The sequence below is a fragment of the Pseudomonas sp. P4_C8 genome, assembly GCF_056401975.1.
The window spans coordinates 1-23,826 of sequence record NZ_JBFUIH010000023.1 but is presented as its reverse complement, the minus strand read 5'-3'; the positions used below and the strand labels follow the sequence as shown (position 1 = coordinate 23,826).

Below are 23,826 nucleotides of genomic sequence, written 5' to 3'. Positions count from 1 at the left end.
AAGCTCGAGACTGCCCGCAACCTCATGAAAGGAGCCACACCATGCAAGTGTTCAACGTTCAAGGCATGTCCTGCGGTCACTGTGTCAAAGCCATTACTCAGGCGCTGCAAGCCAAAGATCCGGCGGCCAGCGTGCGGGTCGATCTGGCCGCCAGGGAAGTCGGGGTTGAAAGCGCGTTGACAGTCGAGCAAGTGATCGCCGCGATCACCGAAGAAGGCTACGAAGCCAAAATCGCCTGACCCCGCACAATCCCCCTGTGCGGAGTGTCATTCAAAATTGCTGTCGACTGACACACCGCTATCGCGAGCAGGCTCACTCCTACATGGATTCTGCATTCACTCGGTGAGTTTTTAATAGTTAGCGAGCTATCGGAATGTTCAAGACGTTCATGCACGGCTAGACTGTTGGCCTGACGACTCATGTCCAACTGGATGCCTGATGAACTTCCGTACCATTTTGATTCTTGGCGCCCTGAGCGCTTTCGGTCCGCTGGCGATCGATTTCTATCTGCCGGCCTTCCCGGCGATGGCGCTCGCCTTTGGCACTGATGAAAAACACGTGCAACTGACACTGGCGGCGTATTTCCTCGGTTTGTCGATTGGTCAACTGTTCTACGGCCCGGTTGCCGATCGTTTCGGGCGGCGTATTCCGTTGCTGACCGGCGTCGGTTTATTCACCCTTGCTTCGCTGGCCTGCGCGTATGCGCCAAACCTTGAATGGTTGATCGGCGCACGTTTTGTCCAAGCGTTAGGCGGTTGCGCGGGGATGGTGATTTCCCGTGCGGTGGTCAGCGATAAATGCGATGCCGTGGGTTCTGCGAAGGTCTATTCGCAACTCATGCTGGTCATGGGGCTGGCGCCGATTCTCGCGCCGATGCTCGGCGGCTTGTTGGTCAACACCACGGGTTGGCAGTCGATTTTTCTGGCGTTGACCGGTTTCAGTGCCTTGGCCGCATTGGCCGTGTCGCTCGGGTTGCCGGAAAGTCTGCCCGCGCATGTACCGCGTCAGCCGTTGTCGGGCGCTTTCAGGCAGTACGGTCGCCTGTTGTCGGATCGGGTCTATCTCGGCCACGCCCTGACGGGTGGCATCGCCATCGCCGGGATGTTTGCCTACATCGCCGGCTCACCGTTCGTGTTCATCAAGCTCTACGGTGTACCGGCCGAGCACTTCGGCTGGCTGTTCGGCACCAATGCGGCGGGGTTCATTCTGGTGGCGCAAGTCAACGCACGATTGCTCGCCAAGCGTGGCCCGGCGTTCTTGCTGGCACGTGCCGTGTGGGTTTACCTGGCCGCAGGCCTGACACTGCTCGCCGTCAGTGCGCTACGCCCCGAGCAACTATGGCCGTTGCTGATTCCGCTGTTTATTTGTATCTCCAGTCTCGGCTGCATCCTCCCCAACGCGTCAGCATGTGCCATGAACGGGCAGGGCGCTCGCGCCGGCAGTGCATCGGCGATGCTCGGCTGCCTGCAATTCACCGTCGCGGCCGGTGCCGCTTCGCTGGTCGGTGTTTTACACGATGGCAGCGCCATGCCGATGGCGATGGTCATCAGCTTGTGCGGAGTGTTGGTGGTGAGCATGGCGATGCTCACCCGGCGCTTGCAAACTGCCCGGACGTTGGCGCAAGCCCGGGTCTGAGGGCGGGCTCAGCCAGCAGCGCGCTGCTGGTGACCGGGAATTTGATGGGGGGCGTACAGACGTGCTTCGAGGGTTCGGGTAAAGGCCAGTGCTTCGGCTTCGCTGCGGAATGTCACGGCAAGTTGGTCCAGACGGACTTGCCATTGTGATTTAGCCACTTCTTTTATCAGGATCTTCATTGCTGATCTCTCCTCTCGTAAACGCTGCTACGTAAAGAATATTCCGCAGAGGATTCGATTGTAGACCCGAATTCGATCGCTATTATGACGGAGGTCAACTCTCGGACTGACGGTGTCGTCCCCGTCAGGACGACACTGTTTCATCTTGTTTCAGAACCCTTCCAGCACAATTTTGCCCTTGGCTTTGCCACTCTCCAGTAGCGTATGCGCACGGCGCAGGTTGGCCGCGTTGATGGTGCCGAAGTGCTCGCCGACCGTGGTTTTCAGTGTGCCGGCGTCGATCAGCCCGGCGATGCGGTTGAGCAAATGGTGTTGCTCAATCATGTCTGCGGTTTCGAACAGCGAGCGGGTGTACATGAACTCCCAGTGCAGTGACAGGCTCTTGCGTTTGAGCTTGGTCACGTCCAGCGACTTGGGATCATCGATCAACGCCAGTTTGCCTTGCGGTGCCAGCGCCTCGACCAATTGGTCCAGGTGATGATCGGTTTGGGTCAGGCTGGCGACATGGGTCACGTAATCCACACCGGCACGCTTGAGCTCCTCGCTCAGCGGTTGGCTGTGATCGATCACCAGGTCGGCGCCCAGTTCACGTACCCAACTCTGGGTTTGCGGACGGGAGGCGGTGCCGATGACGTTCAGCCCGGTGAGCTGACTGGCCAATTGCGTGAGGATTGAACCCACACCACCGGCCGCGCCGACGATCAGCAGGCGCTGGCCTTCATCGGTGTTGCCTTCGCGCACTTGCAGGCGTTCAAAGAGCAACTCCCAGGCGGTAATAGCGGTCAGCGGCAGCGCGGCGGCTTCGGCGAAACCGAGGGTTTTGGGCATGTGGCCAACGATCCGCTCATCCACCACATGGCGTTCGCTGTTACCCCCTGCGCGGGCGATGGAGCCTGCGTAAAAGACCTTGTCGCCGACCTTGAACAAGGTCACTTCGCTACCGACGGCCTTGACCACACCGGCCACGTCCCAACCCAGCACTTTGGCCACGCCCTCTTCAGGCTGGACGTTCTGGCGAACCTTGGTGTCCACCGGGTTGACCGAGATGGCTTTGACGTCCACCAACAGGTCGCGCGGACCGGCAACCGGTTCTGGCAGCTCGATGTCTTGCAGGGATTGTTCGTCGCTGATCGGTAACGAACTGTAGTAAGCAATGGCTTTCATCTAAGGAACTCCGAAAGGTAATAAAAGAAGAGGTCAGGGCTAATGCCGATCAGTCAAGAAAACCACCCAATCCGTAGCAGCTGGCGAAGCCTGCGTCCGGCTGCGTAGCAGTCGTAAATCCTGTACGCGCGGATTTCCTGAAACACCGCATCGTCTGATTTCACGACTGCTACGCAGCCGGACGCAGGCTTCGCCAGCTGCTACAGAGTGCGGCTTGGCTCAACGGATCGGCATTAGGAGTCAGGCCACGGTACGCAGGCGCTTGAGGTCGAAATGTTCGAGAAAGTCGCCGGCCTTGGCCCGGAAATTCTGGATGTGGGCGCTGGCGTCATGCGCTTGCAGGGCTTCGTCGCTGCTCCACTGCTCGATCATGTAAAAGGCCTGCGGGTTGGCGAGGTCCTGGTGCAGATCGTATTGGCGGCAACCGGCCTCGGCGCGGGTCGGTTCGACCAAGGCACGCAGGTGCTGTTCAAGAGCGTCTTGCTGGCCGGCTTTGGCGATGAGGGTGGCAATGGCGGTAAAAGGCTGGGACATGGACGACTCCGGGAGCGTGATGAATTTGATGGGGCAGATGATTGGCTATTTCGCAGCAAGATAAAACCCGCTAAAAGAGCAGTCTCTTTCAATATTTTTTTGATAATCGAGGCTGAAGATGCTGCGTTTCGATGACTTGCAGCTGTTCGTCCGGGCTGCGGACCTGGGGAGCCTGTCGGCGGCGGCGCGGGTGATGGACATGTCGGCTGCGGTGGCCAGTGCGGCCTTGAAGCGCATCGAACAGCAACTCGGCGCGCGTTTGCTCGCACGCTCCACCCGCAGCCTGCGCCTGACGGCCGAAGGCGAGGGCTTTCTGGAATATGCCCGGGCAGCCCTGAGCAATCTGGATGAAGGGCGCCGATTGCTGGCCAGTGGTCAGGATCAGGTCAGCGGGATTCTGCAGCTTTCGGCACCGTCGGACTTTGGCCGCAACCTGTTGCTGCCGTGGCTGGACGAGTTTCAGCGTGAGCATCCGAAACTGACCGTCCGGCTTCTGCTGGGTGACCGCATTGCCGACCTGTTCCGCCAACCGGTCGACATCGCCCTGCGCTATGGCGAACCGGAAGACTCAAGCCTGGTAGCGCTGCCCATCGCCCCGCAGAACCACCGGGTACTGTGCGCCGCGCCGAGTTACCTCGCCAGACAGGGCGAGCCACGGCAGCTGGAACAACTGGCTCAGCACAATTGTTTATTGTTCATGCTCGGCGGCCGGGTCCACGATCACTGGAGCTTCCATGACGGCAAGCGCGAAGTCGGCCTGACCGTCAGCGGAGACCGATTCAGTGACGATGCCGATGTGGTGCGGTTGTGGGCCGTTGCAGGCGCAGGGATCGCTTACAAGTCCTGGCTCGATGTTGCCGCCGATGTGCTCGCCGGGCGGCTGAAAGTGCTGATGCCAGAACTGCTCTGTGAGCGCGCACCTCTGAATTTGCTGTGCGCCCATCGCGCACAATTGAGTAAGCCTGTGAACCTGTTACGGGAAATGCTTGCCAGCCGATGCGCTCATTTAAGCAGCCAATTTCCGACGATATCGGGCATCGATCATTAGTCGCAGGTAAATAGCGAAATTTCTGTCAGCAACTATCAGCACCCACGGTTTCTCAAGGGCAGGATCCGGCGGTCAACCCGCTTATACTAGCGCCCGCCTCATGTACGCACCGTCGATCTCGCGATGGCGAGTCCGCGTTCCAGTCGGCATGGCCCTCGCTCAATCACCCGACCTTCGCCCTGGCTGCGAAGCCTTGGCATAGGGGCGTGGAGGGCTTTGCCCGACTTATGGCGGTTTCCGCGGCTTGGCCGACAACACATTACTGGTCAAGATGTCTCTGAGCAGCAGACGAAACGATTCAACAGGGAGTGAATACATGGAACATGCACCTTGCATCAGCCAGATCGCCACGTTGCTGGCTGACCCAAAGCGCAGCGCAATGATGTGGGCCTTGATGGACGGCACGGCGCGGCAAACCGAAGAGCTGGCATTGTTGGCCGGCCTGTCACCCTCTTCGGCCAGCGCACACCTGGGACGATTGTCCGCAGGCGGTCTGTTGAGAGTTGAAATCCGTGGGCGAAAGCGATTTTTCCGCTTGGCGGCCCCCGAAGTCGGCGCGGCTATCGAAGCATTGGCCAGTGCGACCCTGGCCAGTACACCCCGAGAGGTCCCGGATGTTTTCAAGCGCCCCAACCCCATCGCCAAACCTCAGACGGCGCCTTCGTCACTGCTGCGAGCCAGACTGTGCGACGACCATCTGGGGGGCACCCTGGCCGCCGACCTTTACCAGCGGTTGCTGGATGCAGGCTGGATCGAACAGATTGATCAGCGGGTCATGATTACCCACAAGGGTTCCACCCAATTGGCGACACGAGGCGTGTTCATCCAGGCGCTGGCACATCGCAACAGCCGGGTGGCCTGTGCCTGTCCCGACTGGAGCGAAAGACGCCCGCACATGGGCGGCTCACTGGGCGCGGCGCTGTTGCAACTGTTCATGCAGTCAGGCTGGTTGAGCCTGCCCAACGAATCCCGCGCCTTGCAGATCACTGCCGCTGGGCAGCGTGAAATCCATCGCTTCGCCAAGGAAACCGAGCTGGAAATGGCGCTTTAGGGATGAAGCAACATCCAATTGACAATGTGGGAGCGAGCCTGCTCGCGATGACGGAGTGTCAGTCGACATTGATAGTGTCTGACACACAGCTATCGCGAGCAGGCTTGCTCCCACAGTGGGGATGCGGTGTGGCTTATGGCTTGACCAATCTGGCATCCAGGCTGTTTTGCGCCAGGCGCTTGGCCTGATCCTGGGTCATGCCCAAATCGGTGTACAGCGCATGGAAGTTCTCGGTCACATACCCGCCGAAGTACGCCGGGTCATCGGAGTTCACGGTCACTTTCACGCCACGCTCCAGCATGTCGAGGATGTTGTGCTGGGACATGTGATCGAACACGCAGAGTTTGGTGTTCGACAATGGGCACACGGTCAGCGGGATCTGCTCGTCGATGATCCGCTGCATCAAGCGCTCGTCTTCGATGGCGCGCACGCCATGGTCGATGCGCTGGATTTTCAGCAGGTCGAGGGCTTCCCAAATGTATTCGGGCGGGCCTTCTTCACCGGCGTGAGCGACGGTCAGGAAGCCTTCGTGACGAGCACGGTCAAACACTCGCTGGAACTTGCTCGGCGGGTGTCCCATTTCCGAACTGTCCAGGCCCACGGCGACAAACGCATCGCGGAACGGCAGCGCCTGATCGAGGGTTTTCTGTGCTTCTTCTTCGCTCAAGTGGCGCAGGAAGCTCAGAATCAAACCGCTGGTAATGCCCAGTTGCTGCTCGCCGTCTTTCAGCGCGGCGGCGATGCCATTGAGCACCACTTCGAAGGGTACGCCACGGTCAGTGTGGGTTTGCGGATCAAAGAACGGTTCAGTGTGAATCACGTTCTGTGCCTTGCAACGCAGCAGGTACGCCCAGGTCAGGTCGTAGAAGTCCTGCGAAGTGCGCAACACGTCAGCGCCCTGGTAATACAGGTCGAGAAATTCTTGCAGGTTGTTGAAGGCGTACGCTTTACGCAGGGTTTCGACGTCGCTCCACGGCAGGGCGATCTTGTTGCGTTCAGCCAGGGCGAACAGCAGCTCAGGCTCCAGCGAGCCTTCGAGGTGCAAATGCAGTTCTGCCTTGGGCAGGGCGTTCAGCCAGTCGTACATGGTCTTTTCTCATCAGGTGCAGATGGCGAGCATTCTACAGATGCCCGTGGAAACATTTAGCAAAACCTGACCAGCCGGTTGATCACACCGTTTCCGGTTCCCGTCGATAGGCGTAGGTATCGGCGAAGCGCGAGAGCAGGAACTCGGCGCAGGTGGTGGCCGGGTATTTCGCAGGGTGCAGGTCATCCTGACAACCGGGCAGGCATTCGATGGGCGTATCCGGGTGTGGCTCGGCGAAGAACGGCATCGAATAACGGTCCACGCCCAACGGGCTGATTACCCGGTGTGGCGTCGACAGATACCGGTCGTTGCTCCAGCGCGCCATCATGTCACCGAGGTTGACCACAAACGTGCCGTCGATCGGCGGTGCGTCGATCCATTCGCCCTTCACGTTGCGAACTTGCAGGCCACCGGCAGCGTCCTGGTACAACAGGGTGATGCAGCCGTAATCGGTGTGAGCGCCGGCGCCTTGTTGTTCGGCGGAACTGGCGGTGAGGCGTGGTGGGTAATGGATCATCCGTAGCACGCTGACCGGCTCGTTGAAGCGTTTATCGAAAAAATCGCGTTCGATGCCCAGTGCCAGCGTCATCGCGCGCAACAGGGTTTGGGCGAGGGCCTGCATGTCGACGTAGTGCTGTTCCATCAGCGCTTCCCAGCCAGGCAGCGAGGGATGGCGGTTAGGGCCGCGCAAAGGTTTTTCCGCCAGAACTTCCGGGTGATCGGCCGGCAGGTGCAGGCCCATGTCGAAGGTTTCCTTCAGATCGCTGGGTTTGCTCGGGTCGAGTTGCTCGGTGGCGATGGCGCCGTAACCGCGATGATGTCGACTCTGGGTGATGTCGATCTTGAGTTTTTCTGGGGTGGGTTGGGCGAAGAAGTGTTGGGCGTGATCGAGCAGGGCGTCGATGCGTTCCGCGCAAATCGGGTGACCCTTGATGTAGAAGAAACCCCATTCGCGGCAGGCGTGATCGATTTGGCTGGCGACGGATTGCCAGGCGGTTTGGTCATCGCTGTAGAGCGGGCTGATGTCGATGATCGGGAGTTGGTTCATGCACAATTCTCAAGAACGCTGAAAATTCATTGTAGGAGTGAGCCTGCTCGCGATGAGGCCGTCACATTCAACATCCATGTTGACTGATAGTCCGCTATCGCCGGCAAGCCGGTCTCACTCCTACAGGGTTTTGTGTTGGTTTTGGGGAGCTACTTCGGAATATCGGCCTTCATGCCTTCAACGTAGTAGTTCATCGACGCCAGTTCCACATTGCTGGCCGTCGCGCCCAGCGCAATTTTCTCGACACCTGCCTGATCCTTGATCGGCCCGGTGAATGGGTGGAACGCGCCGCTCTTGATGTCCGCAATGATCTGCTCGGCTTCGGCTTTCACCGACGCTGGAACCAGTTCACTGATCGGCAGTTCAACCGTACCTTCCCTCAACCCGCCCCAGTAATCCTGTGATTTCCATGTGTGTTCGAGCTCGCTTTGGGTCGCTTGAATATAGTGTGGACCCCAGTCGTTGACGATGGAGGTCAATACCGCTTTCGGCCCGAAGTGCGCCATGTCCGACGCGTAGCCGACGGCATACACGCCACGACGTTCTGCCGCCTGGATTGGCGCCGGGCTGTCGGTGTGCTGGAACACCACGTCCACGCCCTGATCGATCAGCGCGTTGGCGGCGTCGGCTTCCTTGCCCGGATCGAACCACGAGTTGACCCACACCACCTTGATCTCGGTGCCGGGGTTGTACTTGTTCAGGGCCAGTTGAATGGCGTTGATGTCGCGGATCACTTCCGGGATCGGGAAGGAGGCGACGTAGCCGATCTTTTTGGTCTTGGTCATCTTCGCCGCGAGGAAGCCGCCGACGTAGCGACCTTCATAGGTGCGCGCCAAATAGGTGCCGAGGTTCTTGTCCTGCTTGTAGCCAGTGGCGTGTTCGAAGGTGACTTTGGGAAATTGCTTCGCCACTTTCAGGGTCGGGTTCATGTAGCCGAACGACGTGGTGAAGATCAGGTCGTAGTTGTCCTTGGCCATGTTGCGGATCACCCGCTCGGCGTCGGCGCCTTCGGCGACGTTCTCCACATAGTTGGTGGTGATCCGGTCGCCGAATTTTTCAGCCAACGCCTTACGCCCCTGTTCATGCTGATACGTCCAGCCGTGGTCACCGATCGGACCGATGTAGACGAAGCCGACTTTCAGCGGGCCGGCGGCGCTGGCGGTCAGGCTGGCGCTCAGACCGATGGCTGCGGCGACGGCGATTAGCAGCTTCTTCAGCGGACGTTTATGCATGAATTCGAACTCCATGTTGTTGTGAGGTTGGCAGGGGTAATGCAAATTGCTGACCAAAAAGACAACAAAAGTCGAAATCGCGTAACGGCCATCGCGGGCAAGCCTTGCTCCTACAGGTTAGTGTCGGTCGCGGGATTGGGGGCACCACAAATACTGTAGGAGCAAGGCTTGCCCGCGATGAGGCCCGCAAGGCCGATAAAAGTGCATGACCTGACGCGGCTGCCATCCCCTGGTGCGCTAAGGTGTAACTAAACGTTAGCGCCACACCGCAGTCAGTAGCTCATCCCTCTGCTTTTTAGCTCCACTGCGCAAAAAGGCCCGCAATGCTCACACTCCTCAAGCAAGAAACTTTTCTGCTGCTGGCCGTCCTCGCTGCCGTCGTCGCATACCCGCTGGAGCACTGGATGCTCCACAGCGGCCAACCCGTCGCGCTGGCCGCCGGCCTGGTGCTGATCGCCTTCATCGTCGCCGCCTCCATGCGCGTCGCTCATCATGCCGAGTTGCTGGCGGAAAAAGTCGGCGATCCTTACGGCACGATGATCCTGACGTTGGCGGCGGTGCTGGTGGAAGTGGTGATCCTGGCGATCATGATGAGCAACGAAGCCTCGTCTACCCTGGTGCGCGATACGATTTACTCGGCGGTGATGCTCGACATCAACGGCATCCTCGGCCTGGCCGCGTTGATGGGCGGGCTCAAGCACGGCGAGCAGTCCTACAACGATGATTCGGCGCGCACCTACAGCGTGATGATTCTCACCGCCATGGGTGTGTCGATGGTGGTGCCGGAGTTCATTCCCGAGGCCAACTGGAAGATTTATTCGGGCTTCACCATCGGGGCGATGGTCGTGCTCTACGCGTTGTTCCTGCGGATGCAGGTCGGGCCGCACAGCTACTTTTTCAGCTACAGCTACCCGGAAAAACGCCGCAAGAAAGTTCCGGAGGAGGAACCTGAATCGGTCAATCTGGCACTGAGTATTGGCACATTGGTATTTGGCGTGGTGGTGATCGGCGCATTGGCCGAGGTGATGTCCAAAACCCTCGATCTGGGGCTGGAAGGGACGGGCGCACCGCCGGTGATTACGGCCATTCTGGTGGCGGCCATCTCCGCCGCGCCGGAGATTCTGACCGCATTGCGTGCAGCATTGGCCAATCGCATGCAGTCGGTGGTCAACATCGCCTTGGGCGCGTCACTGTCAACGGTGATCCTGACGGTGCCGGTGATGGAAGCGATGGCGCTCTACACCGGCCAGCCGTTTCAAATGGCGATGACCCCGGTGCAGACGGTGATGATCTTCCTGACTCTGATCGTCAGCGCGATCAACCTCAACGATGGCGAAACCAACGCCATCGAAGGCATGACCCACTTTGTGCTGTTCGCGACATTCATCATGTTGTCGTTATTGGGGCTTTGAAAGCATCGCGGGCAAGCCATGCTCCTACGGTACAGCGTCGTTCTCACGACGCATGCAAACCTGTAGGAGCAAGACTTGCCCGCGATAGGCGTTCGATCAGGTGCCGGCGATCAGCTGCCGAGCTGCTTGGCTGTGATCGGCAATCAGGCCTTTGAGGTCCAGCCCCTCAACCTGTCCATCAATCACTCTCCACTTGCCGCCAACCATCACCCGATCCGCACGATCCGCGCCGCACAGCAGCAACGCCGACACCGGATCATGGCTGCCGGAGAAGCGCAGCTCATCCAGTTTGAACAGCGCCAGATCCGCCTGCTTGCCGACCGCCAGTTCGCCGATATCGGTACGGCCCAGCAAGCTCGCCGAGCCCTTGGTCGCCCAACCCAACACCAGTTCCGGGGTGATTTTCTCAGCGCCATAACGCAAGCGCTGAATGTAAAGCGCCTGACGGGTTTCGAGCATCATGTTCGACGCATCGTTGGACGCCGAACCGTCCACACCCAGCCCGAGCAACGCGCCCGCCGCCGTGAGGTCCAGCGTTGGGCAGATGCCGGAAGCGAGGCGCATGTTGGAGCTTGGGCAATGGCAAATACCGGTGCCGGCGGCACCGAGGCGGGCGATTTCGTCCGGGTTGAAGTGGATGCCGTGAGCCAGCCACGTACGCGGGCCGAGCCAGCCGACGCTGTCCAGATAATCCACAGTGCGCAGGCCGAAGCGTTGCAGGCAGAAGTCTTCTTCGTCGAGAGTTTCGGCCAGGTGGGTGTGCAGGCGCACGTCGAGTTTGTTGGCCAGTTCAGCACTGGCGGACATGATTTCCGGCGTCACCGAGAATGGCGAGCACGGCGCCAGGGCGATCTGGATTTGCGCACCGTCACCGCGTTCGTGGTATTCGGCGATCAAGCGCTGGCTGTCGTCGAGAATGACTTCGCCTTCCTGCACGGTTTGCTGCGGTGGCAGGCCGCCGTCCTTTTCGCCGAGGCTCATGGAACCGCGAGTCAGCATGGCGCGCATGCCCAGTTCGCGGACGCTTTCGACTTGTACGTCGATCGCATTTTCCAGGCCTTCGGGGAACAGGTAGTGGTGATCGGCGGCAGTGGTGCAACCGGACAGCAGCAACTCAGCCAGCGCGACTTTGGTGGCGAGGGCGAGTTTTTCCGGGGTGAGGCGGGCCCAGACCGGGTACAGGGTTTTCAGCCACGGGAACAACGGCTGATTGACCACCGGCGCCCAGGCGCGGGTCAGGGTTTGATAGAAATGGTGATGGGTGTTGATCAGCCCGGGCAGGATCACATGCTCGCGGGCATCGAAGACTTGTCCACAGGGCGCGGAAGGTTGCTGTCCGGCGCCGAGCACTTCGACGATCACACCGTTTTGCACAACCAGACCGCCACGGGCATCGAGGCCATTGGCAGTGAAGATCGCGAGGGGATTTTTTAACCAGGTACGGGATGCAGGCATGTTGGCCGGCTCCTCTGAAAGTTGGGTTCAGGGTTGCCAGCTCAGTGATTACCCTGTCTGCTGATCCAGGATCGCCGCGGGGGCGAGGTGCGGAGTTTCTGACAAAACGCTGTTCTGGGCAAGCCCGACCCGACCAGACAACACAAATCCCTGTAGGAGCCGGGCTTGCCCTAATGCCAGTCAGTTAAGCCATAACGCGATCCGTAGCAGCTGGCGAAGCCTGCGTCCGGCTGCGCAGCAGTCGTAAAACCTGAGTTTTCGGTCTTCCTGAAACACCGCATCGTCTGATTTCACGACTGCTACGCAGCCGGACGCAGGCTTCGCCAGCTGCTACAAAAATTGCGTTACCGCAGAAATTGCTTAACTGATCGGCATTAGGGCCTGCCCGCGATGCAGGCACCTCGGTTTGTCAGCGAGACCGAGTTGATGCAATCGCGGGCAAGCCCGGCTCCTACATGTTTACCAGGGAATGGTTTCACCTCTGTAATTCACAAAATGATGCCCACCCATACCGGTGTAGGCGTTCACCTGATCCACCAAACCACGGGTACTGGTGTCCACATCAATGTCCGCACCTTCGCCACCCATGTCGGTTTTCACCCAGCCCGGATGTAACGACAGCACGGTGAGTTTTTGCTCGCCCAATTGCGTCACGAAGCTGTTGGTCATTGAATTCAGCGCCGCTTTACTGGCCTTGTACAGCGCCAGTTCCGGCGCGTCCGGCATGGTCACGCTGCCGAGTACCGAACTCATGAACGCCAGCACGCCGCTGTCCGGGCGGATCTGCCCGATGAAACGCTGGGCCAGGTTAATGGGTGCCACGGCGTTGGTGAAGAACAACTGGCCGACTTCGGCCAGCGTCGCGCCGCCCGGAGTTTGAATGTCCGGGCCCTTGACCCCGGCATTCACGAACAACAGATCGAACATTTCACCTTTGAGCTGTTGGCTAAGGGCAATCATCGCTGGCTGATCGTCCATGTCGAGTTTCTCGATCCGCACATTGCCCAAGGCCCGTAGAGCTTCGGCGTTTTGCGGGTTACGCACGGTGGCGGTGACTTGCCAGCCGTCGGCCAGGAGGGTTTTCACCAGGCCGAGGCCCAGCCCCCGGGAGGCTCCGATGATGAGTGCAGTTTTTGCCTTGGACATGAGTAGCTTCCTTGAAAAAAGAGAATCACGGATTTAAAGGACAACGCTGCCCGAGTCGTTGCTGCAATTCACTACGCAACGCGCCCAATTCAGCCATGCGGGTTTCGATCAGTTTGAGTTTGTCTTGCAGCAATTGCGTGACGGCGCTGTCTGGATCGGGTGACTGCCAGATTGCCGCGACGCTGTTGCCGATTTCGCCGAGGGTAAAACCCAGTCGCTGAGCGGTTTTGATGTACTGCACCAGTTGCACCATGTCCGCCGGGTAGTCGCGATAACCATTGGCGCTGCGTTGCGCCGCGATCAATCCGCGCTGCTCATAAAAGCGCAGCGTATCGCGGCTGACCGCGCTGGCCTGGGCTAATTCACCGATGCGCATAGTGGTGTCTCAAGAGGGCTTGACCCTGGAGCATACTCCAGGCATTAGCCTTGTTGCTCCTCGAATCTATGGAGCAAGGCCAATGTGGACTTCAACGCAATATCGTCGGTTGGTGCGGGGCAGCGCCTGGTATGACTTGATCGTGACGGCGGCGTTTGTCACGCCGTGGAGTTTTGCGGGTTTGCATGGGGTGTTGACGGGGCTGAGTCAGGCGTTCGATTTGCCAGGCGAGCTACCGGCGTTCGAGCCGATGCACATGCTGATGGCGAATCTGTTGGGTTCGATTGTATGCGTTTGGGCGGTGCTGCGGATTCGTGATCCGCAGCAGGTGTTTGGGCGGTATGACGCGGTGGGGCGGTTTCTGTTTTCGGCTTGGCAGCTTTATGCCTTGCTCCATGGCGCCAGTTCGCTGTTAGTGGTTTTCCTCGTCTTTGAGTTGGCGTGGGGCGTTGTTCAGGTGTTGCCTGTTCGGCAGTCATCGCGAGCAGGCTCACTCCTACAGGGGGGCGGTGTGAACCCATAGTCCAAGGTGCAACCGGTCCATTGTAGGAGTGAGCCTGCTCGCGATGAGGCCGGTGCAGGCGAACGCTAATGCCCAGCCTGCCACGGCTGCCCCAACGACACCGGCGCATACAACCGCGTCCGCAGCGCATCCCGCGACAGCAGCACCAACACCACAATCGTCGCGACATACGGCAGCATCGCCAGCAGACTCGACGGAATCGCCAGCCCCAAGCCCTGCGCCACCAAATGCAGGATGCTGGCGAGTCCGAACAGATACGCCCCCAGCAGCAAGCGCCACACCCGCCAACTGGCAAATACCACCAGCGCCAAGGCAATCCAGCCACGCCCGGCGCTCATGTTCTCGGCCCACATCGGCGTGTACGCCAGTGACAGATACGCCCCGGCCAACCCGGCCAACGCGCCGCCAAACAACACCGCCAGCGTACGCACGCCCATTACCGGCAAACCCATCGCGCTGGCCGCATCCGGGTTTTCCCCGACGGCCTGAATGATCAGCCCGACGCGGCTTTTCAGAATCACCCAAGCCACCAACGCAAACAGCACGAACGACAGGTAAACCAGCAGATCCTGCGCAAACAGCATCCGCCCGATCAGCGGGATTTCGCTCAAGTAGGGAATCGCCACCGGCTCAAAACCGGCCAGCGGTTTACCCACCCACGCCGCACCGACAAACGTCGACAGGCCCACACCGAAGATCGTCAGCGCCAGCCCGGTGGCCACCTGATTGGCGTTGAACACCAGCGCCACCAAGGCAAACAGCGACGACAACAGCATCCCGGCGAGCATTGCCAGCAACACGCCGAGCCACAGGTTGCCGCTGTTCAGCGCGACGATAAAACCGATCACCGCGCCAAACAGCATCATCCCTTCCTGACCCAGGTTGAGTACGCCGCTTTTCTCGCAGATCAATTCACCCAGCGCCACCAACAACAACGGCGTGCCGCAGCGGACCATTGCGTAGAAAATATTGCTCAGCAGGTCGAGATCCATCACAGCGCTCCTGCATGTACGGCGGTGGCAGGTGCGCGACGGGCCCAGCGCATATTCAAACGAGGTCGGTAGAGAATCAGCACGTCGCTGGCCAGCAAGAAAAACAGCATCATTCCCTGGAACAATTGGGTGATGGCTTGCGGCAGGTTCATGCTCATCTGCGCGCTTTCACCGCCGATGTACAGCAGCGCCATCAACAGGCTGGAAAACAGAATGCCGATGGGGTTGAGTCGTCCGAGAAATGCCACGGTAATCGCCGCATAGCCGTAGCCGGGCGAGACTTGCGGCACCAATTGGCCGATAGGCCCGGTCACCTCGCACACGCCGGCCAGGCCAGCCAACCCGCCGCTGATCAACAGCGCCAGCCAGATCAAACGCTTCTCGCGGAACCCAACGAACCCCGCCGCGCGCTTGTCCAGCCCCAGCACTTTGATCTGAAAACCGACAAAGCTTTTCTGCAACAAAACCCAGACAGCGACCAACGCCAGCAAGGCGAAATACACACCGGCGTGAACCCGGCCGTCCTCCATCAATAACGGCAAACGGCTCAAATCACTGAACATCGCCGACTCCGGGAAATTGAACCCGGCTGGATCTTTCAACGGCCCATGGACACAGAACAGCAGCAAGTTCAGGGCGATGTAATTGAGCATGATGCTGGTGAGGATTTCGTTGGCATTGAACCGTGTGCGCAACCATGCTGTCAGCCCGGCCCACGCCGCACCGGCCAGGGTGCCGACCAGCAGGATCAGCACCAGTGCCCAGCGACTTTGCAGGTCGATGATGTTCACGGCCAAGGCACTGCCGGCCAGCGCGCCGAGCAGCAATTGACCTTCGGCACCGATGTTCCAGATCCGCGCCTGATACGCCACCGCCAGCCCTAGCGCGCAGAGCAAAATCGGTAACGCTTTGACCAACAATTCCGAGACGCCATACCAGTCGCTGACCGGCGCGATCAACAAGGTGTGCAAGGTGAGCAATGGATCGTGGCCCAATCCGATAAACAGCAATGAGCCACAGCCCAGCGTCAGCACTGCCGCGAGCAATGGCGAGCACCAGAGCATCAGGCGCGATTGCTGGCCACGGGGTTCGAGAGAAAGCAGCATGTGAAACTCCGTTAAACCGTTGCGGGGGCGAGTGATTGAGGGGCGTCGAACTGGCCGGCCATCCAGCCGCCGACGTCGATCAGGCGCGTGTCGACGGTGGACCTGAGTGGCGACAGACGACCGCTGCACAAGGCGCCGAGTCGGTCGCTGATCTGGAACAATTCGTCGAGGTCTTCGGAGATCACCAGGATTGCGGCGCCGGCATCGCGCAAGGCAATGAGCGCGCGGTGAATGGTCGCGGCGGCACCGACGTCCACGCCCCAGGTCGGGTGCGCGGCGATCAGCAATTTGGGTTGCTGGAGGATTTCCCGGCCGAGGATGAATTTCTGCAAGTTGCCGCCGGACAGGCTGCGAGCCGGCGTTTGAGCATCGGGCGTCTTGACCCCGAAGCGTCGGATAATCTCTTCGGCCAACGCTTCGACCTTGCGGCGCTGAATCAATCCGTTGCTGACCAGCCCTTGTTGAAAGGCGGTGAGCAGCGTGTTATCCGCCAGACTCAACTCCGGCACCGCGCCGTGACCCAGGCGTTCTGCAGGAACGAAGGCCAGGCCGAGTTTGCGTCGCGCATCGGGTCGCAAATGAGCGACCGATTGCCCTCCGAAACTGATCCTTGCGCCGTCATTGCGGGTCAGTCGTTCTTCGCCGCTCAGTAAGGCGAGCAACTCATCCTGACCGTTACCCGCGACACCGGCGATGCCGACGATTTCACCGCTGCGTACCTCAAGATCAACGTCCTTCAGTGAGCAGCCGAACGGATCTGGATTGGGCCAGGACAACCGGTTAACGGTGAGAAACGCAGCACCGCCCACCACCTTCGGATAGCCCGTAATCGTCTCGGCCGCTTCACCGACCATCAGCCGCGCCAGTTGCCGGTCCGAACATTTGGCTGGCAAGCAATGCCCGGCCACTCGCCCGCCGCGCAACACGGTGGCGCTGTGGCACAGTGCCCGGACTTCACCGAGCTTGTGGCTGATAAACAAAATGCTGCAGCCCTCGGCCGCAAGTCGGTGCAAGGTGACGAACAGTTCATCGGCCTCTTGCGGGGTCAGCACCGAGGTCGGTTCATCGAGAATCAGCAGGCGGATGTCTTGCATCAGGCAACGAACGATTTCCACTCGTTGCCGCTCGCCAATCGACAGGCTGTGGACAAGTCGCTCCGGCTCCAGCGCCATGCCATAACGTCGGGACACTTCACGAATCTTCGGTTCAAGCTGTTTCGGTGTGCCGGCCGTGGCACCCATCGCCAGGGCAATGTTCTGCGCCACGCTCAATGTTTCGAACAGCGAGAAATGCTGGAACACCATGCCAATCCCAAGGCCACGGGCCTGGGCCGGGTTGCGCATTCTCACGCGTTGCCCTTGCCAGATCATCTCCCCGGAATCGGCGTGGGTGACGCCATAGATAATCTTCATCAGCGTACTTTTGCCGGCGCCGTTTTCCCCGAGTAGGGCGTGGATTTCGCCAGGCGCAATCGTCAGGTCGATGGCATCGTTGGCCAGGCATCCGGGGTAGCGTTTACTGATCTTGCGCAATTGCAGGCGGGGCGTTTGATCGGGGATCGGCACGGGGTTGGGCATGACGGACTCGGGTCGATGGGCATGATGCCTGTGGATAAAGCAATTTCCTGGCCATGTAGTCAGGAAAGCTGCTAATCCGCGCAGGTACAGTCCTCGGGGACAATGGGTTGCGACCCATCAACGGCGAATCAGGCACCACTTGAGGGCAGAACTGTTGATCAGGCTCCTGTTTTGCTCGAGTTGAATTGGTTGAAAAATGAGCAGCTGTCTGCAAGCCATACCGGATAGGGAGTCGCGACAGTCATGAACGGGTTATCCACAGATTGCTCCACAGTATTTGTGCGCAAGCTCAAAGGTCGGGCATAAGCACTGTGCGGCTATCTTCTAAAGGTGATAACCCGCGCTAACTATTTGTTTTTACGTGAATTTAGTGTTGATGGTGGCAGATTGGACGAAAAGTGTACAAAGCCCGCAAACCCGCATGACAGAAGGGTTACAGGCACCTGTGCTCAGGTTATCCACAGCCGGGTGCACAGTAGATGTGGGCAAATTCCCAGCGTCGATGGAATAAGGGTGAACGTTGTTGGTGCACTCAGTGCTGCAACACAATGCGCCCACGACTCAAGTCCGCCAGCTGCGTTTGCAGGGTGCGGATCTGCGCTTTTCCAATCGCTAATTGCAGTTCGACGCCGTTGGCAGTGAAGGTTTCTTCCACGACCAAACCGCCCAGTTCCGCCACGCGAAGTTTCAGCAATGCGAGCTCACCAAAGGCGCAGGCGCAACTGACAGGCACTCGACTGATCAGCTCCACCTTTGGCGCCGCTTGCAGGCATTTGTTGGCGCCACCGCCATACGCCCGGGCGAGGCCGCCCGTACCTAGTTGAATGCCGCCGTACCAACGAATCACCAGCACCGCGACCTGGTCGCAATCCTGCGCTTCGATCGCCGCGAGAATCGGCCGGCCTGCGGTGCCGCCGGGCTCGCCATCGTCGTTGCTGCGGTACTGATCGCCCAGCTTCCACGCCCAGCAATTGTGCGAAGCATTCAAATCGCTGTGCTGTTCGATGAAGGCCTGGGCGTCAGCAGGGCTTGCGATCGGCGCGGCGAAGGTGATGAAGCGGCTTTTGCGAATTTCTTCGCGGTACTCGCAAAAGTCGCTGAGGGTAAAAGGCATAAGCGTCTTAAATAGCAGGAGACAGGCCGCAGCCCTTGAGGATGATGCGGATCAGGTTGTTGCCGGCTTCTTCCATGTCCTGCTTGGTCAGCTTGGTGCGTCCGCTGACGCGGCAGATCTGGGTCGCGAAGTCGGCGTAATGCTGAGTGCTGCCCCACAACAGGAAGATCAGGTTGACCGGGTCGACCGGGTCCATCTTTCCAGCATCGATCCACGCCTGAAATACCGCTGCCCGGCCCTGGAACCAGGCGCGATAGTCCTGGTTGAAATACTCGGTCAGGCACTCGCCGCCACTGATCACTTCCATGGCGAAGACTCGCGAGGCTTGTGGCTGACGCCGTGAGAATTCCATTTTTGCACGGATATAACGGGTCAATGCCTCGGCCGGATCATCCTCGGCGGTCAGGGTGTTGAAGGTGCTGTCCCACAATTCGATGATGTTGCTCAGCACCGCCACGTACAAACCCAGTTTGTTGGTGAAGTAGTAATGCAGATTCGCTTTGGGCAACCCGGCATTTTGGGCGATGGTGTTCATGCTGGTGCCTTTGAACCCGTGACGGGCGAACTCGTCTTCGGCGGCTTTGATGATGGTCTCTTCGTTTTTCTGACGAATGCGGCTGGCAGGTTTTCCGCCATGAGCAGGGACTTCAAAGGTCATAGGCACTTCCAGACAGATGGGTGGGTGCAACCAATGCGTTGATAGCGCACCCATGGGCTTCAGACAAGTCCCGGATGATAAAAGCCCTCGTACTTGTAGGAGCCGAGCTTGCTCGCGATGGCGTCAGGTCTGTCACCATCAATGATGAATGTTATGCCGCTATCGCGAGCAAGCTCGGCTCCCACAGGTTTTGCGTGTTGTTCAGCGCGTCGCGGCGAGACTTTCCAGAAAGCTTTCCAGTACCAAATGCGGGCGACGGCCCTTGCGCGTGACCGATGCAAGGCTCAGGTCATAGAAACGTGCCTGCGGTTTCAGCGCACGCAGGCGACCTTGTTGCACCCAGAGGCTGGCGTAATGATCCGGCAGGTAACCGATGTAACGGCCAGTGAGGATCAGGAACGCCATGCCTTCACGGTCCGACGCGCTGGCGGTGCAGTTGAGTGCCTGGTAATGGGCCTGGATATCTGCTGGCAAGCGGAAGGTCGGCGCGATGGCGTCCTGGCTATTGAGACGTTGGTCGTCGAGTTGTTTGTCGTCAACGTAAAACAGCGGATGGCCAACCGCGCAGTACAGCAGTGAGCGTTCACTGTAGAGCGGCTGATATTCCAGCCCCGACAACGCACTGGCCTGCGGTACTACGCCGACATGCAAGCGGCCGTCGAGCACGCCTTGTTCCACTTCGTTCGGCGCAATCATGCGGATCTGAATCTGCACGTCCGGGCCGCGCTCTTTCAGTTGTGCCAAGGCATGGGTGATGCGCATGTGGGGGAGGGTGACCAGGTTATCGGTCAGGCCGATGGTCAATTCGCCACGCAAATGTTGATGCAGGCCGTTGACCTCGGTGCGAAAACTTTCCAGCGCACTTAATAGCTGCAAGGCCGATTGGTACACCTCGCGACCTTCTTCGGTCAGGGAAAAACCGGCGCGACCGCGTTGACACAAACGCAAGCCGAGGCGCTGTTCCAGATCGCTCATTTGCTGGCTGATGGCCGAGCGCCCGATCCCCAGCACACTTTCCGCCGCAGAGAAGCCGCCACACTCGACAACGCTGCGAAAGATCCGCAGCAAGCGGATATCAAAGTCGCTGACTTGCGCCAGTGGATCGGGACGACGCGTGCTCATAGTTTAGTAATAGCCTGACTGAACGTTAGAAAAGTTGGATTTCACCGACTTTATCTCCGTGGCAATTTAGCTGCAAGAACGCTTTTGATCTCTACGCCGCTTATTGCCTTGCGAGGTTTTGCCCATGAACTTGCCTGAAAACGCCCCGTCTTCCCTGGCCAGCCAGCTCAAGCTTGATGCTCACTGGATGCCCTATACCGCCAACCGTAACTTCCAGCGCGACCCGCGTCTGATCGTGGGCGCCGAAGGTAGCTGGCTGATCGACGACAAGGGTCGCAAAGTTTATGACTCGCTGTCCGGTCTGTGGACCTGCGGCGCCGGGCACACCCGTAAGGAAATCCAGGAAGCGGTATCCAAGCAACTGGGCACCCTCGATTACTCGCCAGGCTTCCAGTACGGCCATCCGCTGTCGTTCCAACTGGCTGAGAAAATCACCGACCTGACGCCGGGCAATCTGAATCACGTGTTCTTCACCGACTCCGGTTCCGAGTGCGCTGACACGGCAGTGAAAATGGTCCGCGCTTACTGGCGTCTGAAAGGACAGGCGACCAAGACCAAAATGATCGGTCGCGCCCGTGGTTACCACGGTGTGAACATCGCCGGCACCAGCCTTGGCGGTGTGAACGGCAATCGCAAGATGTTCGGTCAGGCGATGATGGACGTCGATCACCTGCCGCACACACTGCTGGCGAGCAATGCCTATTCCCGTGGCATGCCTGAGCTGGGCGGTATCGCCCTGGCTGATGAGCTGCTGAAGTTGATCGAACTGCACGACGCGTCGAACATCGCCGCCGTATTCGTTGAGCCGCTGGCCGGTTCCGCTGGCGTACTGGTTCCGCCACAGGGTTACCTCAAGCGTCTGCGCGAGATCTGTGATCAGCACAATATCCTGCTGGTGTTCGACGAAGTGATCACCGGTTTCGGCCGTACCGGCAAAATGTTCGGTGCCGATACGTTTGGCGTGACCCCGGACCTGATGTGCATCGCCAAGCAAGTCACCAACGGTGCGATCCCGATGGGCGCAGTGATTGCCAGCTCCGAGATCTACCAGACCTTCATGAACCAGGCGACGCCTGAGTACGCGGTGGAATTCCCCCACGGCTACACCTACTCCGCGCACCCGGTGGCTTGTGCCGCTGGCCTGGCAGCACTAGACCTGCTGCAAAAGGAAAACCTGGTGCAAAGCGTGGCCGAAGTAGCACCGCACTTCGAGAACGCACTGCACGGTCTGAAAGGTTCGAAGAACATCATCGACATTCGTAACTATGGTTTGGCCGGTGCCATCCAGATCGCGCCACGTGATGGCGACGCGATCGTGCGTCCGTTCGAAGCGGGCATGGCGTTGTGGAAAGCCGGGTTCTATGTGCGCTTCGGCGGCGACACCCTGCAGTTCGGCCCAACCTTCAACAGCAAGCCGCAAGACCTTGACCGTCTGTTCGACGCGGTCGGCGAAGTGCTGAACAAGATCGACTGATTTTCTCTTCTATATAGAGGCGCCCTCAACGGGCGCCTGTGGACAACTTTTCAGGAGCGCTACATGAGCCTTATCCCGCATTTGATCAATGGCGAACTGGTGACCGAAGACGGTCGCACGGCTGACGTGTTCAACCCGTCTACCGGCCAGGCGATCCACAAGCTGCCATTGGCCAGCCGCGAAACCATTCAGAAAGCCATCGACTCGGCCAAGGCTGCATTCCCGGCCTGGCGCAACACGCCGGCGGCCAAGCGTGCCCAAGTGATGTTCCGCTTCAAGCAATTGCTGGAACAGAACGAAGCACGCATTGCTCAGTTGATCAGCGAAGAGCACGGCAAGACCCTGGAAGATGCTGCGGGTGAATTGAAGCGCGGTATCGAGAACGTCGAGTTCGCTTGTGCAGCACCGGAAATACTCAAGGGCGAATACAGCCGTAACGTCGGCCCGAACATTGATGCTTGGTCGGACTTCCAGCCGTTGGGCGTGGTGGCCGGCATTACCCCGTTCAACTTCCCGGCGATGGTGCCGCTGTGGATGTACCCGCTGGCGATCGTCTGTGGTAACTGCTTTATCCTCAAGCCGTCCGAGCGCGATCCAAGTTCCACACTGCTGATCGCTCAGCTGTTGCTGGAAGCCGGTCTGCCTAAAGGCGTGCTGAACGTCGTGCACGGTGACAAGGCTGCGGTGGACGCGCTGATCGAAGCGCCGGAAGTCAAAGCGCTCAGTTTTGTGGGTTCGACACCGATTGCCGAATACATCTACGCCGAAGGCGCCAAGCGTGGCAAACGCGTTCAGGCACTGGGCGGCGCGAAGAATCATGCGGTGCTGATGCCGGATGCGGATCTGGACAATGCTGTCAGCGCACTGATGGGCGCAGCGTACGGTTCTTGCGGCGAGCGTTGCATGGCGATCTCGGTGGCTGTGTGCGTCGGAGACCAGGTGGCGGATGCGCTGGTGGAAAAACTGGTGCCGCAGATCAAGGCGCTGAAAATCGGTGCGGGTACTACCTGTGGTCTGGACATGGGGCCGCTGGTCACCGGTCAGGCGCGCGACAAGGTTAGCGGTTATGTCGAAGACGGTGTTTCTTCCGGCGCGACCCTGGTGGTCGATGGTCGTGGTCTGAGTGTGGCCGGTCATGAGGAAGGTTTCTTCCTGGGTGGCTGCCTGTTCGATAACGTCACGCCAGAGATGCGCATCTATAAAGAAGAAATCTTCGGGCCAGTGTTGTGCGTCGTTCGGGTGAACAGCCTGGAAGAGGCGATGCAGTTGATCAACGATCACGAATATGGCAACGGCACCTGCATCTTCACCCGTGACGGTGAAGCGGCGCGGCTGTTCTGCGATGAGATCGAAGTGGGCATGGTCGGCGTTAACGTACCGCTGCCGGTGCCGGTGGCTTATCACAGCTTCGGTGGCTGGAAGCGTTCGCTGTTCGGCGACCTGCATGCATATGGCCCGGATGGTGTGCGTTTCTACACCCGCCGCAAAGCCATCACCCAGCGCTGGCCACAACGTGCGAGCCATGAAGCTTCGCAATTCGCATTCCCTAGCTTGTAAGTAGAAGGGAAGAAGGCCGGTCCCTTGGGCCGGCCTTCGTGTTTCTGGGCTTTTTTGACCTATATGACACAATTGTGAAACTAAAGGTTGACGGCAGATTCTGGATGTCTATAATTCGCCCCACTTCCGGCGCAGTCGAAACGGAAAACTCCTTGGTAAACAAAGAGTTACGCAGTTTTCGGCAGCAAGCGGCTTCGGTTCATCGAAGCCCGAAAGGAGTTGAAAAAGAGGTGTTGACAGCAGCGTGTAACGCTGTAGAATTCGCCTCCCGCTGACGAGAGATCGAAAGCGCAAGTGGTTGAAGTTACAAAGGAAACTTTGAAAACTTCTGAAAAT

The 23,826-nt window shown here is 59.2% G+C and carries 23 protein-coding genes; 8 read left to right on the top strand and 15 right to left on the bottom strand.

Annotated elements, in window-relative coordinates; translation table 11 throughout:
• The first annotated feature begins 41 nt into the window (after nt 1–41).
• Together AC1DWM_RS15975 and AC1DWM_RS15970 are read left to right on the top strand one after the other, a co-directional pair.
• Nucleotides 42–239, top strand: a complete 198-nt coding sequence (locus AC1DWM_RS15975; RefSeq protein WP_223520963.1) for a heavy-metal-associated domain-containing protein — start codon at nt 42–44, stop codon at nt 237–239.
• 199 nt (nt 240–438) lie between these two features.
• Nucleotides 439–1,635 carry a multidrug effflux MFS transporter gene (locus AC1DWM_RS15970; RefSeq protein ID WP_223520961.1) on the top strand — a complete coding sequence of 399 codons (1,197 nt, stop codon included), beginning with the start codon at nt 439–441 and terminating at the stop codon, nt 1,633–1,635.
• 8 nt (nt 1,636–1,643) lie between these two features.
• On the opposite strand, the gene AC1DWM_RS15965 is transcribed toward AC1DWM_RS15970, so the two are convergent.
• The 3 genes from AC1DWM_RS15965 to AC1DWM_RS15955 all read right to left on the bottom strand — a co-directional run bounded on the left by AC1DWM_RS15965 (nt 1,644) and on the right by AC1DWM_RS15955 (nt 3,512).
• Nucleotides 1,644–1,814, bottom strand: a complete 171-nt coding sequence (locus AC1DWM_RS15965; RefSeq protein ID WP_007947681.1) for a hypothetical protein — start codon at nt 1,812–1,814, stop codon at nt 1,644–1,646.
• Nucleotides 1,815–1,964: 150 nt separating this feature from the next.
• The gene (locus AC1DWM_RS15960; RefSeq protein WP_477795615.1) at nt 1,965–2,978 is read right to left on the bottom strand and encodes a zinc-binding alcohol dehydrogenase family protein; all 1,014 of its coding nucleotides are present in this window, start codon (nt 2,976–2,978) and stop codon (nt 1,965–1,967) included.
• Nucleotides 2,979–3,218: 240 nt separating this feature from the next.
• Nucleotides 3,219–3,512 carry a putative quinol monooxygenase gene (locus AC1DWM_RS15955; protein WP_477795614.1) on the bottom strand — a complete coding sequence of 98 codons (294 nt, stop codon included), beginning with the start codon at nt 3,510–3,512 and terminating at the stop codon, nt 3,219–3,221.
• Nucleotides 3,513–3,630: 118 nt separating this feature from the next.
• Between AC1DWM_RS15955 and AC1DWM_RS15950 the strand changes: the two genes are divergently transcribed.
• Nucleotides 3,631–4,560: a LysR family transcriptional regulator gene (locus tag AC1DWM_RS15950; protein WP_223520956.1), complete on the top strand. Its 930-nt coding sequence runs from the start codon at nt 3,631–3,633 to the stop codon at nt 4,558–4,560.
• 316 nt (nt 4,561–4,876) lie between these two features.
• On the top strand, nt 4,877–5,611 hold the full coding sequence (locus AC1DWM_RS15945; protein ID WP_223520954.1) for an ArsR/SmtB family transcription factor: 735 nt from the start codon (nt 4,877–4,879) through the stop codon (nt 5,609–5,611).
• A 133-nt stretch (nt 5,612–5,744) separates the two neighbouring features.
• On the opposite strand, the gene AC1DWM_RS15940 is transcribed toward AC1DWM_RS15945, so the two are convergent.
• From AC1DWM_RS15940 to AC1DWM_RS15930, 3 genes are all read right to left on the bottom strand, one after another.
• Nucleotides 5,745–6,698, bottom strand: a complete 954-nt coding sequence (locus tag AC1DWM_RS15940) for an adenosine deaminase (RefSeq protein WP_223520952.1) — start codon at nt 6,696–6,698, stop codon at nt 5,745–5,747.
• Nucleotides 6,699–6,780: 82 nt separating this feature from the next.
• Complete coding sequence (locus tag AC1DWM_RS15935) at nt 6,781–7,746, bottom strand: 2-oxoglutarate and iron-dependent oxygenase domain-containing protein (protein ID WP_477795613.1); 966 nt, start codon at nt 7,744–7,746, stop codon at nt 6,781–6,783.
• A 149-nt stretch (nt 7,747–7,895) separates the two neighbouring features.
• Complete coding sequence (locus tag AC1DWM_RS15930) at nt 7,896–8,978, bottom strand: BMP family ABC transporter substrate-binding protein (protein WP_477795612.1); 1,083 nt, start codon at nt 8,976–8,978, stop codon at nt 7,896–7,898.
• A 323-nt stretch (nt 8,979–9,301) separates the two neighbouring features.
• Here AC1DWM_RS15930 and AC1DWM_RS15925 point away from each other — a divergent pair, with 323 nt between their 5' ends.
• Entirely contained in the window at nt 9,302–10,390 is a 1,089-nt protein-coding gene (locus AC1DWM_RS15925; protein ID WP_223520947.1) for a calcium:cation antiporter, read from the top strand.
• Nucleotides 10,391–10,486: 96 nt separating this feature from the next.
• On the opposite strand, the gene AC1DWM_RS15920 is transcribed toward AC1DWM_RS15925, so the two are convergent.
• The 3 genes from AC1DWM_RS15920 to AC1DWM_RS15910 form a co-directional block, all read right to left on the bottom strand.
• Nucleotides 10,487–11,845, bottom strand: a complete 1,359-nt coding sequence (locus AC1DWM_RS15920) for an 8-oxoguanine deaminase (RefSeq protein WP_477795611.1) — start codon at nt 11,843–11,845, stop codon at nt 10,487–10,489.
• A 459-nt stretch (nt 11,846–12,304) separates the two neighbouring features.
• Nucleotides 12,305–12,991, bottom strand: a complete 687-nt coding sequence (locus tag AC1DWM_RS15915) for an SDR family oxidoreductase (RefSeq protein ID WP_477795610.1) — start codon at nt 12,989–12,991, stop codon at nt 12,305–12,307.
• 25 nt (nt 12,992–13,016) lie between these two features.
• Nucleotides 13,017–13,367 carry a MerR family transcriptional regulator gene (locus AC1DWM_RS15910; protein ID WP_007945909.1) on the bottom strand — a complete coding sequence of 117 codons (351 nt, stop codon included), beginning with the start codon at nt 13,365–13,367 and terminating at the stop codon, nt 13,017–13,019.
• Between the two features lie 82 nt (nt 13,368–13,449).
• Here AC1DWM_RS15910 and AC1DWM_RS15905 point away from each other — a divergent pair, with 82 nt between their 5' ends.
• Nucleotides 13,450–13,890, top strand: coding sequence for a hypothetical protein (locus tag AC1DWM_RS15905; protein WP_477795609.1), 441 nt, complete (start codon nt 13,450–13,452; stop codon nt 13,888–13,890).
• A gap of 65 nt (nt 13,891–13,955) precedes the next feature.
• Here AC1DWM_RS15905 and AC1DWM_RS15900 read toward each other — a convergent pair whose 3' ends face one another.
• From AC1DWM_RS15900 to AC1DWM_RS15875, 6 genes are all read right to left on the bottom strand, one after another.
• Nucleotides 13,956–14,882 carry an ABC transporter permease gene (locus tag AC1DWM_RS15900; protein WP_477795608.1) on the bottom strand — a complete coding sequence of 309 codons (927 nt, stop codon included), beginning with the start codon at nt 14,880–14,882 and terminating at the stop codon, nt 13,956–13,958.
• Nucleotides 14,882–15,988, bottom strand: coding sequence for an ABC transporter permease (locus tag AC1DWM_RS15895; RefSeq protein ID WP_477795607.1), 1,107 nt, complete (start codon nt 15,986–15,988; stop codon nt 14,882–14,884). Before AC1DWM_RS15895 ends, AC1DWM_RS15900 begins: the two co-directional genes overlap by 1 nt.
• A gap of 11 nt (nt 15,989–15,999) precedes the next feature.
• On the bottom strand, nt 16,000–17,565 hold the full coding sequence (locus AC1DWM_RS15890) for an ABC transporter ATP-binding protein (protein ID WP_477795606.1): 1,566 nt from the start codon (nt 17,563–17,565) through the stop codon (nt 16,000–16,002).
• A gap of 532 nt (nt 17,566–18,097) precedes the next feature.
• The gene (locus AC1DWM_RS15885; RefSeq protein WP_477795605.1) at nt 18,098–18,679 is read right to left on the bottom strand and encodes an IMPACT family protein; all 582 of its coding nucleotides are present in this window, start codon (nt 18,677–18,679) and stop codon (nt 18,098–18,100) included.
• A gap of 7 nt (nt 18,680–18,686) precedes the next feature.
• Entirely contained in the window at nt 18,687–19,337 is a 651-nt protein-coding gene (locus AC1DWM_RS15880) for a TetR/AcrR family transcriptional regulator (protein ID WP_477795604.1), read from the bottom strand.
• Nucleotides 19,338–19,538: 201 nt separating this feature from the next.
• On the bottom strand, nt 19,539–20,459 hold the full coding sequence (locus tag AC1DWM_RS15875; protein ID WP_223521422.1) for a LysR family transcriptional regulator: 921 nt from the start codon (nt 20,457–20,459) through the stop codon (nt 19,539–19,541).
• A 124-nt stretch (nt 20,460–20,583) separates the two neighbouring features.
• Between AC1DWM_RS15875 and aptA the strand changes: the two genes are divergently transcribed.
• Complete coding sequence (gene aptA / locus AC1DWM_RS15870) at nt 20,584–21,933, top strand: omega-aminotransferase AptA (protein WP_223521420.1); 1,350 nt, start codon at nt 20,584–20,586, stop codon at nt 21,931–21,933.
• A gap of 63 nt (nt 21,934–21,996) precedes the next feature.
• Nucleotides 21,997–23,490 carry a CoA-acylating methylmalonate-semialdehyde dehydrogenase gene (locus AC1DWM_RS15865; RefSeq protein ID WP_477795603.1) on the top strand — a complete coding sequence of 498 codons (1,494 nt, stop codon included), beginning with the start codon at nt 21,997–21,999 and terminating at the stop codon, nt 23,488–23,490.
• Nucleotides 23,491–23,826 lie beyond the last annotated feature (336 nt).